The organism is Longispora sp. NPDC051575 (assembly GCF_040681875.1).
Lineage (GTDB): Bacteria > Actinomycetota > Actinomycetes > Mycobacteriales > Micromonosporaceae > Longispora.
Genome location: NZ_JBFAZP010000010.1, coordinates 184,479 through 200,303, shown reverse-complemented (window position 1 = coordinate 200,303; position 15,825 = coordinate 184,479). Strand labels below are relative to the sequence as shown.

General features: G+C 69.0%; 15 protein-coding genes. 5 read left to right on the top strand and 10 right to left on the bottom strand.

Going from position 1 to position 15,825, the window contains the following annotated elements:
- Window positions 1–70 precede the first annotated feature (70 nt).
- From AB0M43_RS30020 to dnaA, 10 genes are all read right to left on the bottom strand, one after another.
- Window positions 71–511 carry a GNAT family N-acetyltransferase gene (locus AB0M43_RS30020; RefSeq protein WP_363729142.1) on the bottom strand — a complete coding sequence of 147 codons (441 nt, stop codon included), beginning with the start codon at window positions 509–511 and terminating at the stop codon, window positions 71–73.
- Between the two features lie 356 nt (window positions 512–867).
- Window positions 868–1,563 (bottom strand): DUF3566 domain-containing protein, encoded by a 696-nt coding sequence (locus AB0M43_RS30015; protein ID WP_363729141.1) that lies wholly within the window; start codon window positions 1,561–1,563, stop codon window positions 868–870.
- A gap of 3 nt (window positions 1,564–1,566) precedes the next feature.
- Window positions 1,567–4,029, bottom strand: coding sequence for a DNA gyrase subunit A (gene gyrA, locus AB0M43_RS30010; RefSeq protein WP_363729314.1), 2,463 nt, complete (start codon window positions 4,027–4,029; stop codon window positions 1,567–1,569).
- 76 nt (window positions 4,030–4,105) lie between these two features.
- A complete protein-coding gene (gene gyrB, locus AB0M43_RS30005) occupies window positions 4,106–6,055 on the bottom strand; it encodes a DNA topoisomerase (ATP-hydrolyzing) subunit B (RefSeq protein WP_363729140.1) in 1,950 nt (649 codons plus the stop codon).
- 360 nt (window positions 6,056–6,415) lie between these two features.
- A complete protein-coding gene (locus AB0M43_RS30000; protein ID WP_363729139.1) occupies window positions 6,416–6,895 on the bottom strand; it encodes a hypothetical protein in 480 nt (159 codons plus the stop codon).
- A gap of 33 nt (window positions 6,896–6,928) precedes the next feature.
- A complete protein-coding gene (locus AB0M43_RS29995; RefSeq protein ID WP_363729312.1) occupies window positions 6,929–7,405 on the bottom strand; it encodes a DciA family protein in 477 nt (158 codons plus the stop codon).
- Window positions 7,406–7,572: 167 nt separating this feature from the next.
- On the bottom strand, window positions 7,573–8,703 hold the full coding sequence (gene recF, locus AB0M43_RS29990) for a DNA replication/repair protein RecF (RefSeq protein WP_363729138.1): 1,131 nt from the start codon (window positions 8,701–8,703) through the stop codon (window positions 7,573–7,575).
- Between the two features lie 2 nt (window positions 8,704–8,705).
- Window positions 8,706–9,581, bottom strand: coding sequence for a phosphogluconate dehydrogenase (NAD(+)-dependent, decarboxylating) (gene gnd, locus AB0M43_RS29985; protein WP_363729137.1), 876 nt, complete (start codon window positions 9,579–9,581; stop codon window positions 8,706–8,708).
- A gap of 148 nt (window positions 9,582–9,729) precedes the next feature.
- Window positions 9,730–10,872 carry a DNA polymerase III subunit beta gene (gene dnaN, locus AB0M43_RS29980; RefSeq protein ID WP_363729136.1) on the bottom strand — a complete coding sequence of 381 codons (1,143 nt, stop codon included), beginning with the start codon at window positions 10,870–10,872 and terminating at the stop codon, window positions 9,730–9,732.
- A 499-nt stretch (window positions 10,873–11,371) separates the two neighbouring features.
- A complete protein-coding gene (gene dnaA, locus AB0M43_RS29975) occupies window positions 11,372–13,171 on the bottom strand; it encodes a chromosomal replication initiator protein DnaA (protein WP_363729135.1) in 1,800 nt (599 codons plus the stop codon).
- A 254-nt stretch (window positions 13,172–13,425) separates the two neighbouring features.
- Between dnaA and rpmH the strand changes: the two genes are divergently transcribed.
- Genes rpmH through AB0M43_RS29950 form a run of 5 tightly spaced genes read left to right on the top strand, consistent with a single transcriptional unit; the run spans window position 13,426 to window position 15,733 of the window.
- Complete coding sequence (rpmH, locus tag AB0M43_RS29970; protein WP_363729134.1) at window positions 13,426–13,563, top strand: 50S ribosomal protein L34; 138 nt, start codon at window positions 13,426–13,428, stop codon at window positions 13,561–13,563.
- A 34-nt stretch (window positions 13,564–13,597) separates the two neighbouring features.
- Window positions 13,598–13,981: a ribonuclease P protein component gene (gene rnpA / locus AB0M43_RS29965; RefSeq protein ID WP_363729133.1), complete on the top strand. Its 384-nt coding sequence runs from the start codon at window positions 13,598–13,600 to the stop codon at window positions 13,979–13,981.
- Window positions 13,982–13,995: 14 nt separating this feature from the next.
- On the top strand, window positions 13,996–14,238 hold the full coding sequence (gene yidD, locus AB0M43_RS29960) for a membrane protein insertion efficiency factor YidD (RefSeq protein ID WP_363729132.1): 243 nt from the start codon (window positions 13,996–13,998) through the stop codon (window positions 14,236–14,238).
- Window positions 14,235–15,146, top strand: coding sequence for a membrane protein insertase YidC (gene yidC, locus AB0M43_RS29955; RefSeq protein WP_363729131.1), 912 nt, complete (start codon window positions 14,235–14,237; stop codon window positions 15,144–15,146). The genes yidD and yidC overlap by 4 nt, the downstream gene beginning before the upstream one ends.
- Window positions 15,147–15,196: 50 nt before the next feature.
- Window positions 15,197–15,733, top strand: a complete 537-nt coding sequence (locus AB0M43_RS29950) for a R3H domain-containing nucleic acid-binding protein (RefSeq protein WP_363729130.1) — start codon at window positions 15,197–15,199, stop codon at window positions 15,731–15,733.
- Window positions 15,734–15,825: the final 92 nt, after the last annotated feature.

The following is a 15,825-nucleotide window of genomic DNA, read 5'->3' as shown; positions in this document are numbered from 1 at the left end:
CGGGCCCCGGTCATCCCGGGTTCCCGCGCTGGTCGCGGCCTGTTCGGCGACCGATCGGCACGGCCCGTCCTCAGAGCCGCTTGGCGAAGCACCGGCTGAACTCCGACCCGACGTAGTGCCCGAACAACGGGATCTCCGCGTACCCCGCCGACGAGTACAGCCCGATCGCCTCGCCCTGCCGGGTTCCCGTCTCCAGCCGGATCTCCGCGTGCCCCTCCGCCCGGGCCGCATCCTCCAATGTGGAGAGCAGTCGCCGCGACAGCCCTCGTCCACGGTGCTCGGGCCGGACGTACATCCGCTTCAGCTCGGCCACCCCCGGCTCCAGGGTCTGGATCGCGCCGCAGCCGACCGGGGCACCGTCGAGGAAGGCGACCAGAAACCGGGCTGTGGCGTCCATGGGGAAGCCGCCGGACTCCTCCCCTGGTGCGTACCGTCCGGCGATCTCCGCCTGCTGTGCGGCCACCAGGGCGGCGACGTCGGGGCTGTCGGCCGGGCGCGGCTGGATCTCCATGCCCCCGACGCTAGGCAGCCCCTGTTACGCACCCGTTTCCGAGCAAGGTCACAACCCGAACCCCCAGACGATTACGGGTACCGGCCGACCCGCTCACCGACGACCGGCCCGCGCCCCGCCCACCAAGGCCTACCGGCCGCCCTACCCACCCGAGCCCTCCCCTGCCCCACCTGACGTTGCCAGCCGCCCCACGTCCCACGTGACGCCGCCAGCCCCACCCCTGCCCAACCTGACGTTGCCAGCCCCCTCCTGCCCCGTCTGACGTTGCCAGCCCCCAAGGAGTCACCCGCCCGCCCAGGCACACGAAAAGGGCCCCCGCCACCCGGCGAGGACCCTTCCCGAAACGTACCCCCGACTCACTCCTTCTCGGAGAGAGTCAGCTCCACTCCACCGACCAGGTCGGCACACACGTTGTAGATGAACGACCCCAGCGTGGACAGGGCCGTGAACAGCACCATGTTCACCACGCCGAGCACCGCCGACGTACCGATCACGCCCAGTGCCGTGATCTTGAAGCTCGCGCCACCCTTGGCCTCACCACCGGTCGAGCCGATCAGCGAGGCGAGGGTCTTGTTCAGGGTGTCGAAGACGCCCATCGCGTCCAGCGCCAGGTACAGCACCGACGTGGCCACGACCATGACGATGAACAGCACCACCGACACGGCGAACGAGAACTTCATGACCGACCACGGGTCGATCCGCTTGAGGTGCAGCCGGGCCCGCCTGGGCCCACGCGAGGCCGCGGCGGACACGGTGGCCCGTGCCGCCCGGACGGCCTCGGCGACCGGCCCCTTGGCACCGGCGGCGCCGGTGGGCACGGGCTGGGCGGCCTGAGCCGTCCCGACCGGCCGGGCCACCGCCACGGGGGCGGTGGCCGGCAGGCTGTCCGGCGGCGGGTTCATGCCCGGCGGGCGGGTGAACTTGGCCGTCGAGGGTGCCGCTTCTCCGGGGACTGTGGCGCGCCCTACCGCCGCGCGACCGGCAGCGCCGGCCTCCCCGGGGTCCCCCGTAGACCCGGTCGACGCCGAGCTCTTCGCCTGTGTCTCCGTCATCGGCTATTCCTGTTCGTCCGGCTCGTCGGCATTGCGGGCAACAGCCACGATCGTCACACCGTCTGGAAGTTCCATCAACTTGACACCCATTGTGTTCCGATCACGGGTCCTGCGCACGGGCTTCACCGGAGTCCGAATAACTCCGCCGTTCGACGTGATGGCGAACAGCTCGTCCTCCGGCTGGACGGCGACGGCTCCGACAAGGCCACCCCGGCGTGAGGTGATCTTGGCGGTGAGCACGCCCTTGCCGCCCCGGCCCTGCACCGGGTACTCCTCGATGGGGGTCCGCTTCGCGAAGCCACCGTCGGTAACTACGAGAATGTCCATTCCCTCCCGAGTTACTTCCATCGACAGTAGCTCGTCACCCTCGCCGAAGCGCATACCGATGACACCCGACGTGGCGCGTCCCATCGGCCGGAGCGCCTCGTCGGTGGCCTCGAACCGGATGGCCTGCGCCTTCTTGCTCACCAGCAGCAGGTCGTCGGTCGGGGAGATCAGCTGGGCCGCGACGAGCTCGTCGTCGTCCTTCAGGTTGATCCCGATGACGCCGCCCGAACGGTTGGAGTCGAAGTCCTCCAGCTTGGTCTTCTTGACCAGGCCGGCCTTCGTCGCCAGCACCAGGTACGGGGAGACCTGGTAGTTCGGGATCTCGATGATCTGGGCGATCTGCTCGTCCGGCTGGAACGCCAGCAGGTTGGCCACGTGCTGACCCTTGGCCGTCCGCGACGCCTCGGGGAGCTCGTACGCCTTCGCCCGGTACACCCGGCCCTTGTTCGTGAAGAACAGCACCCAGTCATGGGTGGAGCACACGAAGAAGTGGTTGATGATGTCGTCCTGGCGCAGGGTGGCCCCGGAGACGCCCTTGCCGCCGCGCTTCTGCGAACGGTAGAGGTCGACCTTGGTCCGCTTGGCGTACCCGGTCCGGGTGATCGTCACGACGACGTCCTCGCGGGCGATGAGGTCCTCCATCGAGACCTCGCCGTCGAACGGCACGATCCGGGTGCGCCGGTCGTCGCCCCACTTCTCGACGATCTCGGTGAGCTCGTCGCGGACGATCTTCCGCTGGCGCTCCGGCTTGGCCAGGATGTCCAGGAAGTCGGCGATCTCCAGCTCGATCTTGCCGAGCTCGTCGATGATCTTCTGCCGCTCCAGGGCCGCGAGGCGGCGGAGCTGCATGTCGAGGATCGCCGTCGCCTGGATCTCGTCGACGGTGAGCAGCTCCATGAGGCCGTTGCGGGCCTCCTCGGTGCTCATCGAGCGGCGGATCAACGCGATGACCTCGTCGAGCGCGTCGAGCGCCTTGACGAGGCCGCGCAGGATGTGAGCCCGCTCCTCGGCCTTCCGCAGCCGGTACTGGGTGCGGCGGACGATGACCTCGAGCTGGTGGGTCACGTAGTGCCGGAGGAACTGGGCCAGGTTCAGGGTGCGGGGCACGCCGTCGACCAGGGCCAGCATGTTCGCGCCGAACGTCTCCTGCAGCTGGGTGTGCTTGTACAGGTTGTTCAGCACGACCTTCGCGACCGCGTCCCGCTTGAGGACGATGACGATCCGCATGCCGGTCCGGCCGCTGGACTCGTCGCGGATGTCCGCGATGCCGGTGAGCTTGCCGTCCTTGATCAGGTCGGCGATCCGCTCGGCGAGGTTGTCCGGGTTCACCTGGTACGGCAGTTCGGTGACGACGAGCACGGCGCGGCCGCGGGCGTCCTCCTCGACCTCCACGACGGCGCGCATCCGGATCGAGCCGCGGCCCGTGCGGTACGCGTCCTCGATGGCCTGCCGGCCGACGATCAGCCCGTGGGTCGGGAAGTCCGGCCCCTGGACGATCTTGATCAGCTCGTCGAGGGTCTCGGCCTCGTCGACGTCCGGGTTGTCCAGGCACCAGTGCACGGCCTTGGCGATCTCGCGCAGGTTGTGCGGCGGGATCTTGGTGGCCATACCGACGGCGATGCCCTCGGAACCGTTGACCAGCAGGTTCGGGATGCGGGCGGGCAGCACCTCGGGCTCGGTCGCGCGGCCGTCGTAGTTCGGGCCGAAGTTGACCGTGTCCTCGTCGATGTCCCGGAGCATCTCCATGGCCAGCGGGTCGAGCTTCGCCTCGGTGTACCGCATGGCGGCCGGCGGGTCGTTGCCCGGCGAGCCGAAGTTGCCGTGGCTGTCGATCAGCGGGTACCGCAGGGACCAGGGCTGGGCCATCCGGACCAGGGCGTCGTAGATCGACGAGTCGCCGTGCGGGTGGTACTGGCCCATCACGTCGCCGACGACGCGCGAACACTTCACGAAGCCCCGGTCGGGCCGGTAGCCGCTGTCGTACATCGCGTACAGGATCTTGCGGTGGACCGGCTTGAGTCCGTCGCGCACGTCCGGCAGCGCACGGGCCACGATCACGCTCATCGCGTAGTCGAGGAACGAGCGCTGCATCTCGACCTCGATGCCGACCAGCTCGACCCGATCGCCTTCCTCCGGCATGGCACCGCCGGCCGGCGGGATGGTCGTCTCCGTCACAGGTAACCCTTCACTCGTATGTGCTTAGTCGACAGAGCGATCAGATGTCGAGGAACCGGACATCCTTGGCGTTGCGCTGGATGAAGTTCCGGCGCGACTCCACGTCCTCACCCATCAAGACGCTGAACAGCTCGTCGGCGGTTGCGGCGTCGTCCAGAGTGACCTTCAGGAACGTGCGCGTCGCCGGGTTCATCGTGGTGTCCCACAACTCGTGGTGGTTCATCTCGCCCAGACCCTTGTTGCGCTGGATCTCGTCGGGCTTCGCGTTGGGCTTGGACACCTGGCGCTCCCGGATCAGCGCGTCGCGCTCGCGGTCGGAGAACGCGTACTGGATGTCGTCGCCCTTCTTGTTCCACCGGATCTTGTACAACGGCGGCTGCGCGAGGTAGACGTGGCCCAGCTCGACCAGCGGCCGCATGAAACGGAACAGCAGGGTCAGCAGCAGCGTGTTGATGTGCTGGCCGTCGACGTCGGCGTCGGCCATGAGCACGATCTTGTGGTACCGCAGCTTCTCGGCGTCGAACTCGTCGTGGATACCGGTGCCCAGGGCCGTGACCAGCGCCTGGACCTCGTTGTTCTTCAGCGCCCGGTCGATCCGCGCCTTCTCGACGTTGAGGATCTTCCCTCGGATCGGCAGGATCGCCTGGATCTTCGGGTCGCGGCCCTGCTTGGCGGAGCCACCGGCCGAGTCGCCCTCGACGATGAAGATCTCCGACAGCCGAGGGTCGGTCGACTGGCAGTCGGCGAGCTTGCCCGGCATCGAGCCGGACTCCAGCAGGCTCTTGCGCCGGGCGAGCTTGCGGGCCTGCTGGGCCGCGATCCGGGCCCGGGCGGCCTGCGAGGCCTTCACGATGATGGTCTTGGCCTCGGTCGGGTTCCGCTCGAACCAGTCGACCATCCACTCGTTGCAGGCCTTCTGCACGAAGCTCTTCACCTCGGTGTTGCCGAGCTTCGTCTTCGTCTGGCCCTCGAACTGCGGGTTGGCCAGCTTCACCGAGATGATCGCGGCGAGGCCCTCGCGGATGTCCTCGCCGGAGAGCTTCTCGTCGCTCTTGAGGAACTTCTTCTCGGCGCCGTACTTGTTGACGATCGTCGTCAGCGCGGCCCGGAAGCCCTCCTCGTGCGTACCACCCTCGTGGGTGTTGATCGCGTTGGCGAACGTGTACACGCTCTCGCCGTACGATTCGTTCCACTGCATCGCCACCTCGAGCGACATGCCCTCGGCCTCGGCCTCGAACTCAACCACCGACTTGTGGATCGGGCTCTTGCTGGCGTTGAGGTGCCGGACGAAGTCGGAGATGCCGTTCTTGTAGCAGAAGACGACCTCGTGCGGTTCCTCGTCGCCCTCCACTCGGTCGTCGCGCAGCACGATCGTCAGGCCCTTGTTCAGGAAGGCCATCTCTTGGAGCCGGCGGTAGATCGTCTCGAAGCTGTAGACCGTGGTCTCGAAGATCTTCGGATCGGCCACGAACTCGACGGTGCTGCCGGTCTCGTGGGTCGGGTCGCCCTTGGTCAGGTCGGCGACCGGCTTGGAGTCGCGGAACGACTGGTACCAGAAAAAGCCGGACTTCTTCACCGTCACGTCGACGGTGGTGGACAGGGCGTTCACCACCGAGATGCCGACGCCGTGAAGACCGCCGGACACCGCATACGCCTTGCCGTCGAACTTGCCACCCGCGTGCAGGATCGTCAGTGCGACCTCGACGCCCGACTTCTTCAGCTTCGGGTGCAGATCGACGGGGAAACCGCGCCCGTTGTCGACCACCCGGACGCCGCCGTTGGGCAGCAGGGAGACGACGATGGTGTCGCAATAGCCGGCGAGGGCCTCGTCAACGGAGTTGTTGACGACCTCCCACACCAAGTGATGCAGGCCCCGCTCACCGGTAGAGCCGATGTACATGCCCGGCCGCTTCCGGACAGCCTCCAGGCCCTCCAGAACGGTCAGTGAACTGGCGCTGTAGTCGTCCTGCTGTTGCTTCGGCGCTGCCACCCTTGGTCGCTTTCTCCGCCCCGGTCGGGGGCGGCAGGTCGGCACGGGCACGGCGTCAAGTCAGGGCGCTGGGCACCCCCGACGCCCGTACGCGCGGATCTGATCGGCTGCTTCGCAGTAATCCTACTGCGCCCCACCGACAGAACATGCACCAGACGCCCTCAAGTCGCCGTAGGGCCCGGAACTGACCCAGGTTGGCATCCCCCCACGCGGACCAGGTTGCTCGGGTCGGAGTCTGCCCAGGGGCCGATAATGACACCCGCGACACTCCCACTGAGGGTTTTTAGTTATTTAAGAACCCTAAATCCGATTTTGTACGCGTAACCCAGAGCGCGCCGTCAGTCACTCGACGAGCTGGGGTCATTCGCTCGACGAGCTGGACGACGAGGACGAGGAATCCGACGAGGAGGACGATCCGGAGTCCGACGACGAGGACGAACCCGAGTCCGACGAGCTGGACGACGACCCCGAGTCGGACCACGAGCCGACATCCTGCGCGGGGCGCTCCTGCCAGGAGCCGACGTCCTGCGCGGGACGTTCCTGCCACGAACCGACGTCCGCCGGCTGGGCGGTGTAGTCCACCTGGGGACCACCGGGGTTGTACCCCACGGCCGGGTCGTAGTACGGCACGGCGGCCTGGTTCTGGTTCGGGTCGCCGTGCGGCGCGGAGCCGTGCTGCGGGTAGAGCGTGTTCGGGTAGCCCGGGGACTGCCGGTAGCCGCCCGGCTGACCGCCGGAGGACTTCTTCGAGGCCGCGACGAGGGCCGCGACCACCGCCCCGAGCGCCGCGACGACGGCGAACAGGATCACGAACAGCACGAGGATGCCGATGATGCTCATAGCGTCCAGGATGTGGCCGGTGTCAAGCCGGCGTCACTCGTACTGGTCGCGCGGCCCCGGCCGGTCCCGTACCCAGCGCGGGCCCTGGTAGCCCCGGCCGGTGCTCGGCCCGTGGATGTTCAGCCGCTTGACGACGTTGTGCCCGATCTCCTTGGCGATCTGGGCGAGCAGCCGGGCCGTCATCAGCCGGAGCTGGGTGGCCCACGCCGTGGACTCCGCCTCGACGGTCAGTTCGCCGTCGTCGAGCTTGACCGGCCGGCAGTGCGCCGCGATGTCCGGGCCGACGACCTTCTCCCAGGAGCCGAAGACCTTGGCCTCGGCGTTCGGCTTCTGCCAGCCCCGGTCCTTGATCAGTTTGCCGAGGAGCGCGCCGATCAGCTGCGGGTCGCGGGGGTCGGGGCCCGGGCCGCTGTAGCCGCGCTTGCGGCGTTCCAGCGCGCCCGGCGGCTTGCGGGTCGCGCGCCGCTCCGCCGTGCGTTTCTGGGCCGCCTCCAGGGCCGCCCGGGCCAGGTCGGGGCCCCGGAGCGGCTCGCCGGCCGGCTTCGCGGCCGGTGGTGGCGCGGCGGCGGGCTGGCCCGGGGTCACCGGATGCCGGCGGTCGGGCCGGGCCGTCTCGTCAGCGGGCACGACGCACCTCGACGTCCGCGATGTCGCGCCACGCGCGCGGCGAGGGCTGGTCACAGCACACGGCGCACCTCCCCGCCGGCCACGTCGTAGCGCGCCCCCTGGAGCGCCGGCGGGACGTCCCCGGCGACCGCGCAGGTCACGAGGGTCTGGCCGGCGCTGGCGACCAGCTCGGCCAGCCGGTCCCGCCGGGAGGTGTCCAGCTCGGCGAACACGTCGTCCAGGGCCAGCACCGGCTCGATGCCCTCCGAGCGGAGCAGTTCGAAGCTCGCCAGGCGCATGCCGAGGGCGTAGGACCAGCACTCGCCGTGGCTCGCGTAGCCCTTCACGGGCAGGTCGCCGAGTTGGAGTCGCAGTTCGTCGCGGTGCGGGCCGACCAGGGTCACGCCGCGCTCGATCTCCTGGCCCCGGGCCTGTGCGAGCGCGTCGAGCAGCCGGGCCGTCAGGAGCCCCCGGTCGGAACCCGGAAGATCCTCACCCAGACTCGACTGGTACTCGATGAGCGCGGTGCCCTTGCCCTGGCTCACCGCGTTGTAGGCGTCCTCGACGGGCTGGCGCAACGCCGTGACCAGCTCCAACCGGCCGGCGAGCAGCTCCGCCCCGTGCTGGGCGAGATGGTTGTCCCACACGTCCAGGGTGGACAGGTCCCGCGAGCCGGCCCCGGTCTTCCGCGACAGGTACGCCGTGCGGAGCAACGCGTTGCGCTGCTTGACGACCCGGTCGTAGTCGGCGCGCACCCCCGCGTACCGGGGCTGGCGGGCCACCAGGAGCTCGTCGAGGAAACCCCGGCGCTCACCCGGGTCCCCCCGTACCAGCGAAAGGTCCTCCGGGGCGAAGAGCACCATCCGCAGGGCGCCGAGGATGTCGCGCGGTCTGCTGGCCGGCGCGCGGTTCAGCCTGGCCCGGTTGGCCTTGCCCGGGACGATCTCCAGCTCGACCAGGAGCTCCCGGCCGTCGTGCACGATCGCGGTGCGCACCACGGCCCGGTCGGACCCGGCCCGGACCAGCGGCGCGTCCGTGGCGACCCGGTGGCTGCCGAGGGTGGCGACATAGCCGAGCGCCTCGAGCAGGTTGGTCTTGCCCTGGCCGTTGGGGCCGACGAAGACGCTCGGCCCGGCCTCGAGCTCGATCGACAGCTTCTCGTAGCTGCGGAAGTCGACGAGCTCGAGGTGGCGGGCGTACACGGCTAGTTCGTCTTGACGGCGTGGCCGCCGAACTGGTTGCGCAGCGCGGCGACGGCCTTCATCGCCGGCGAGTCGTCCTGGCGGGAGGCGAACCGGGCGAACAGCGACGCGGTGATCACGTGCAGCGGGACGCCGAGCCGGATGGCCTCCTCGACCGTCCAGCGGCCCTCGCCGGAGTCCGCCGCGTAGCCCTTGATCCCGGCCAGCTGCGGGTCCTCTTCGAGGGCGTTGACCAGCAGGTCCAGCAGCCAGGACCGGACGACCGTGCCCTCTTTCCAGGACTTGAAGACCTCCGGCACGTTGGTCACGTGCTCGCTGGCCTCCAGCAGCTCGTAGCCCTCGGCGTAGGCGTGCATCAGCCCGTACTCGATGCCGTTGTGCACCATCTTCGCGTAGTGGCCGGCGCCCACCTTGCCGGCGTGCACGAACCCGTACTCGCCCTCGGGCTTGAGCGATTCGAAGATCGGCATCAGCCGGGCCACGTCCGCGTCGGCCCCGCCGACCATCAGCGCGTAGCCGTTCTGCAGGCCCCAGACGCCACCGGAGACCCCCGCGTCCACGTACCCGACGCCCTTGGGGGCCAGGTACGCCGCGTTCGCCTCGTCGTCGGTGAAGCGGGAGTTGCCGCCGTCGATGACGATGTCGCCCTCGCCGAGGAGTTCACCCAGCTCGACGACCGTGTCGTGGGTCGGGGCGCCGGCCGGGACCATCACCCAGACGGCACGGGGGGCGGCCAGCTTCTCGACCAGCTCGGCCAGGCTCGCGACGTCGGAGACCTCCGGGTTGCGGTCGTAGCCGACCACCTCGTGCCCCGCGCGGCGCAACCGCTCGCGCATGTTGCCGCCCATTTTCCCGAGTCCGACGAGCCCGAGCTGCATGTCCGCCCCTTTTCGCGTGGTCTACGCAGAGCCTAGCGTGGCCCCACGGGAGAGGTGCCCGGCCCGGCTGATCGGCCGCCCGGTGCGCGACGCGGCCCGGGCGGCGCGTGACCCGGGCGCGGGACCGTGCCCCGCGCCCGGAGCATGATCAGCTGTTCAGGCGGATCGGCATCAGCAGGTACCGGTACGCGGCCTTGGCGTCGGCGTCGCCGTTCGAGTCCTCGGTGCCCGCCGACAGCACGGCCGGCTTCATCGCGTTGGTGAACGACAGCACCGCCATCGGCGCGTCGAGCACCGACAGGCCGTCGAGCAGGAACTGGTGGTTGAACGCGATCGTCATCGGCTCGCCGGTGTACTCGCAGTCCAGCGCCTCGCTGGCCCGCGCGTCCTCCGTGCCGCCGGCCTCGACGACCAGGCCGTCCTCGCTGAAGCTGAGCCGCACGGGGGTGGACCGCTCGGCGACCAGGGCGACACGCTTGACGACCTCGACGAGCGAGGAGGCCTTGACCCGGGCCTGCGCGTTGTACGAGTCCGGGAACAGCGAGCGCAGCTTCGGGTAGTCCCCGTCGAGCAGCCGGCTGGTGGCCCGGCGGCCCTCGCCCGCGAAGCCGATCATGCCCTCGCCGACGCCGTCGGCCGCCAGCGCGATCGTGACGTTGCCGCCGAGCGGGCCGAGGGTCTTGGCGGTGTCCGCGAGCGTGCGGGCCGGCACCAGCGCCTGGAAGCTCGCGCCGGGCTCGCCCGGGTTCCAGGTGAGCTCGCGCAGCGCCAGCCGGAACCGGTCGGTGGTGAGCATCGTGAGCGTCTCGCCCTCGAACTCGAGCCGGACGCCCGTCATCATCGGCAGGGTGTCGTCACGGCCCGCGGCTATGGCGACCTGTGCGACAGCGGCTGCGAAGGCCGCAGCGTCGATCTGACCGGCCGTAGGGGGCATCTCAGGGAGCGTGGGGTAGTCCTCGACGGGCATCGTCGGCAGAGTGAAGCGCGCGCTGCCGCACGTGAGCTCCAGGTGCGAACCCACGGCGGCGAGGTCGACCGGCTTGTTCGGCAGCGACTTGGTGATCTCCGCGAGTAGCCGACCAGACACCAGCGTCACGCCGTCGGACTCCGCGTTCACCAGGACCCGCACCTGGCTCGACACCTCGTAGTCGAAGCCCGAGACCGTCAGGTGCCCGTCCGCGACCCGCAGCAGCACTCCGGCGAGCACCGGCACCGGCGGTCGGTTCGGCAGGCTCTTGGCCGTCCACGCCACCGCGTCGGCGAACGCGTCTCGCTCCACCCGGAACTTCATGCTGCCCCCTTCATCGAGCTTTGTAGATTACTTGGCTGCGGTGTCGAGGAGAACGCTTCTCCACAGGTTTCCCCAGCCTGTTATTGATCTTTTCTTTCTTTCTAAGAACTAACAGTCGTAGTAATCGGTCCTGTGGATACTGTGGATAACCGTCGTTTCCGCAGGTGAACACCGTCGATACCCTGTGGACAACCTGTGGACGCAGCTGTGGGTAACTGCCCTAGTTTTCCACAGGCCCAAAGTTGTCCACATCCTGTCCACAGGCAGAGCCTAGTTATCCACAGGATATCCACAGGGTTTTGCACAAACTGTGGATAACCCCGTCCACAGGGATATCCACAGATCTTGGGCCGTTGTCCACAGGAACAGGACGTTATCCACAGGTCGTCCACAGGTATATCCACAGAGTTATCCACAGGCTGTGGAGGCGCGAACGCGACTAGATAGGTGATCATGGATGGAGTCGCGGAGTTCGATGCCCCGCGGAGTGCCGGGGACATCAGGGAGCCTGGAGCTTGATCCGGTTGGTCAGCTCGGCGATCTGGTTGTAAAGCGAACGCCGCTCGGCCATCTGCTGACGGATCTTGCGGTCCGCGTGCATGACCGTGGTGTGGTCCCGCCCGCCGAACGCGGCCCCGATCCGGGGCAGGGAGAGGTCCGTCAGCTCGCGGCACAGGTACATGGCGACCTGGCGGGCGCCGACCAGGAGCCGGGAGCGCGAGTGGCCCCGGAGGTCCTCCATCGTGACCCCGAAGTACTCGGCGGTCTCCTGCATGATCTGGTCCGCCGTGAGCTCCGCGGCCTCGCCGACCGGGATCAGGTCCCGCAGGACCTCCTGGGCCAGCGACAGCTCCACCGACGTGCGGTTCAGGCTCGCGAACGCGGTGACCCGGATCAGGGCACCCTCCAGCTCGCGGATCGACGAGGAGATCTGGGAGGCGATGAACTCCAGCACCTCCGGCGGCGCGAACAGCCGCTCCTGCGCGGCCTTCTTCTGCAGGATCGCGATCCGGGTCTCCAGGTCCGGCGGCTGGATGTCGGCGAGCAGGCCCCACTCGAAGCGGGTCCGCAGCCGGTCCTCCAGGGTCGCCAGCTGCCGGGGGGACCGGTCGGAGCTGATCACGATCTGCTTGTTCGCGTTGTGCAGCGTGTTGAAGGTGTGGAAGAACTCCTCCTGGGTCCGTTCCCGGTTCTCCAGGAACTGGATGTCGTCGATCAGGAGGATGTCCACGTCGCGGTACCGGCGCTGGAACGCACTCGTCTTGTCGTCCCGCAGCGAGTTGATGAAGTCGTTGGTGAACTCCTCCGTCGACACGTACCGGACGCTGCGGGCGTTGCCCAGCGTCGTCGCGTAGTGCCCGATGGCGTGCAGGAGGTGCGTCTTGCCCAGCCCGGAGTGCCCGTAGATGAACAGCGGGTTGTACGCCTTCGCCGGTGACTCCGACACCGCCACCGACGCCGCGTGCGCGAACCGGTTGGACGAGCCGATCACGAACGTCTCGAACATGTACTTCGGGTTCAGCCGGGCCAGCCCGCTGTCCGCCTTGGCGTCCCGGCCGGCCGAGCCCCGCCGGACGTAGTCGGCCGGATGCGGCTGCTCGCCGCGTGCCGGGTCGCTCGCGCGGGCCACGGCGGCCTGGGCGCTGCCCCCGCTGCCGTGCGACGGCGCCTGGGAGGGCCTGGGCGCCGCGACCTCGGCGTACGCGGACGTGCCGCCCTTGCGCTCGGCCTCCAGCGCGTCGGCGGTCGCGTGGTTCGCGATCACCTGGTCGTACTCGGTCGGGTTCGACAGTCCCGGCAGGGTGAACGTCTGGGTCGACTGCTGCTGCGGCTCGGCCGGCGGGTGCTCCGCCGTCCGGCGGGACCGGCGCGGCCGGGCCGGGGGCTGCTCGGGCTGGGCCTCGAACGGCAGCACGCCGGGCTGGGCGGCAGTCGGGGTCCGGTCGCGCTCGACCTGAGGCGGGGCCGGGTGCGGCTGGGCGAGCTGGGGCTGCGCGAGCTGCGGTGCCGGAGCCGGCGCGTCGGTGGTGACCGGGTCCGGGGGCCGGACGGTCACGGCGACCTGGATCGGCCGGCCCAGCCTGCGCGACAGCGCGTCGGTGATCGCCGGACGCAGCTTCGTCTCGATCGCGTCGCGGGTGAACGTGTCCGGCACGGAGATCAGCGCCGTGTCCTCCACGAGTGCCCGCAGCCGGGTCATCCGGAGGTAGGCACGCTGCTGGGGCGAGATCAGTCCGTCGGAGAGCTCTTCGGTCGCCGACGTCCAAACCTTCGCGAGGTCGACCGGATTGTCGGTCACCGCCGCGCCTCCCCCTGGTTGATTGCGTGCTGTGGCGAGTTTTCCACAGGTCCTCAACCCCGCAGGACTCAGGCATGATAGTCACGGCCGTCGCGGCGTGTCCGGGCTTCGTGTGTCGGACGGCACGGCGGCGTAGGTCTACCCTGAAGGGTCGCCGCCGCGACCCTTTGCTAGGGTGGACGACGCGGCGTGTCCGCGTACGTGGACCACCACGAAGACTTATGAGTACCACCTGAGAGTACGGAGACCGTGACGTGAGCAAGCGCACCTTCCAGCCGAACAACCGCCGGCGCGCGAAGACCCACGGGTTCCGGCTTCGCATGCGGACCCGCGCGGGCCGCGCCATCCTCTCGGCGCGTCGCGCCAAGGGTCGCGTCACTCTGTCGGCCTAAGCCGCACAGGCCCGGTCATACGGAGCCGTTGAACGTGCTGCCTGCCGCTTCGAGGCTGCGCCGCCGCATCGACTTCAGCATGACCGTCCGCGGCGGCCGACGTGCGAGCCGGGGCGCCCTCGTGGTGCACCTGGCCGGCACCGCCACCGAGCAGTCGACAACCCGCCCGGAGGGACACACTCCCCGGGCGGGCTTTGTCGTGTCCAAGGCGGTCGGCAACGCGGTCGTGCGAAACCGGGTCAAACGTCGGCTTCGGCACCTGATGCGCGACCGGCTCGGGCTCCTCGGCCCGGACGACGCGGTCGTGGTGCGCGCGTTGCCGGCGGCGGCGGACCGTTCGTACGCCCAACTGGGTTCCGACCTCGACGAAGCTCTCGCCGCGGCCCGGGCCCGGCGGCACCGCGGCGGTGAGCGGTGACACCCGTGGCCCGTGTGCTCTCGTTTCCTATCGTCGCGTACCGTCGATGGGTGAGTCCGGCGCTGCCGGCGCGCTGTCGGTTCCACCCGTCCTGTAGCGCCTACGCTCTAGAGGCGTTGGCCACGCACGGTGCTCTTCGAGGGGCCTGGCTGACGCTCCGGCGGCTGCTGCGCTGCCAACCATTCCACCCCGGCGGTTATGACCCGGTACCCCCGGCGAACCGCCACCCAGGCGACGTGACTGGAGCCGCGACGTGAGTCTCGACTGGATCTACATTGCCATTTCGTGGCTACTTCTGCGCTGGCACGAACTCTGGGACATGATCGTCCCTGACAAGGTCGTCCTCGGCACGAACTGGTCCTGGGTCCTCGCGATCGTCTTCCTCGTGATCACGGTCCGGATCATCCTGTTCCCGCTGTTCGTGAAGCAGATCCGGTCACAGCGGGCGATGCAGGCCATCCAGCCCAAGGTGAAGGAGCTTCAGCTCAAGCACAAGGGCGACAAGGAGACGCTCCAGCGCGAGATGATGGAGCTCTACCGCAAGGAGAAGGCCAACCCGCTCATGGGCTGCCTCCCCCTCGTGCTCCAGATGCCGGTCTTCCTGGGCCTGCTGCACGTCCTGCGCCGCCTGGTGCCCGACGGCAAGCACAACCCCACGCTGTACACGTGGACGGCCGACCAGTTCGACAAGGCCTCGCACGCCAAGCTGTTCGGCGCTCCCATCGCGGCGAAGTTCCCCGACCAGGGCGGCTTCCTCACCGACATGGGCACCAGCCCGCTGAACATCAAGATCGTCGCCGGGATCCTGATCCTGATGATGATGGCGACGACGTTCCTGACGAGCCGTCAGATGATCCTCAAGACCGGTTGGTCCGAGGACCCGCAGCAGAAGATGATCCAGCGCCTGATGCTGTACGGCATCCCGTTCACGCTGTTGATCTCGGGTTACCTCTTCCCCATCGGCGTCATCATCTACTGGGTCACCACGAACCTGTTCTCGCTGGGCCAGCAGTTCTGGGTGCTGAAGAAGTACCCGCCGCCGCCCGCCGCGGTCAAGATCGGCGAGAAGTCCAAGGACGTGGACGCCGCCGCCAAGCTGACCGTCGAGGCTCCGAAGCCCGGTGTGAAGCCCGCCAACCAGAAGAAGCGCGGCGCCCGGCGCTAGGCGCCCCAAGACCATTGGCGCCTCGACGCCGGAGCTAGGAGAGAACAACAGTGACCGACACGAGCACCCCGCAGGCCGAGACCGACGACGTCGTGGTGGCCGAGAAGCCGGTTCGGGCTCAGGCTGACGCGGAGACCCTGTTCCGGGAGAGCGAGATCGCCGCCGACTACCTGGAGGGTCTGCTCGACATCCTCGACTACGACGGCGACATCGACGAGGTCGTCCAGAACGGCCGTCCGCTGGTCGAGATCGTCGGCGAGGACCTCGACGGGCTGGTCGGCCCGCGCGGCGCGACCCTGGAGGCGCTCCAGGAGCTGGCCCGCCTCGCGGTGTACGCGCAGACCGGCCACCCGAGCCGTCTCCTCGTCGACGTCGGCGGCTTCCGCGACGGCCGGCGCAAGGAGCTCGGCGCGCTCGCCAAGACCGCCGGCGAGCGGGTCCTGAAGGACGGCGAGGCCGTGACGCTGGAGCCGATGAGCGCGTTCGAGCGCAAGTGCGTGCACGACGTGATCACGGCCATGGACGGGGTCCGCAGCGAGTCCGAGGGCGCCGAGCCGGCCCGTCGCGTCGTCGTGCTGCCGGAGTGACCGCTTCCTCGTCGGGTTCCGAGAACTTCCCGGGTTCCGGGGCGTTGTCCGACTCTGCGGACCTGTCGGGTTCGGTGCCGGACTCCGGCACC

What these genes read in the sequence shown, in the direction of transcription:
- gnd (WP_363729137.1), bottom strand. Translation starts at nt 9,581, where the DNA reads ATGCAGCTCGGGCTCGTCGGACTCGGGAAAATGGGCGGCAACATGCGC.
- AB0M43_RS30000 (WP_363729139.1), bottom strand. Translation starts at nt 6,895, where the DNA reads ATGAGCATCATCGGCATCCTCGTGCTGTTCGTGATCCTGTTCGCCGTC.
- AB0M43_RS30020 (WP_363729142.1), bottom strand. Translation starts at nt 511, where the DNA reads ATGGAGATCCAGCCGCGCCCGGCCGACAGCCCCGACGTCGCCGCCCTG.
- dnaN (WP_363729136.1), bottom strand. Translation starts at nt 10,872, where the DNA reads ATGAAGTTCCGGGTGGAGCGAGACGCGTTCGCCGACGCGGTGGCGTGG.
- gyrA (WP_363729314.1), bottom strand. Translation starts at nt 4,029, where the DNA reads ATGCCGGAGGAAGGCGATCGGGTCGAGCTGGTCGGCATCGAGGTCGAG.
- AB0M43_RS30015 (WP_363729141.1), bottom strand. Translation starts at nt 1,563, where the DNA reads ATGACGGAGACACAGGCGAAGAGCTCGGCGTCGACCGGGTCTACGGGG.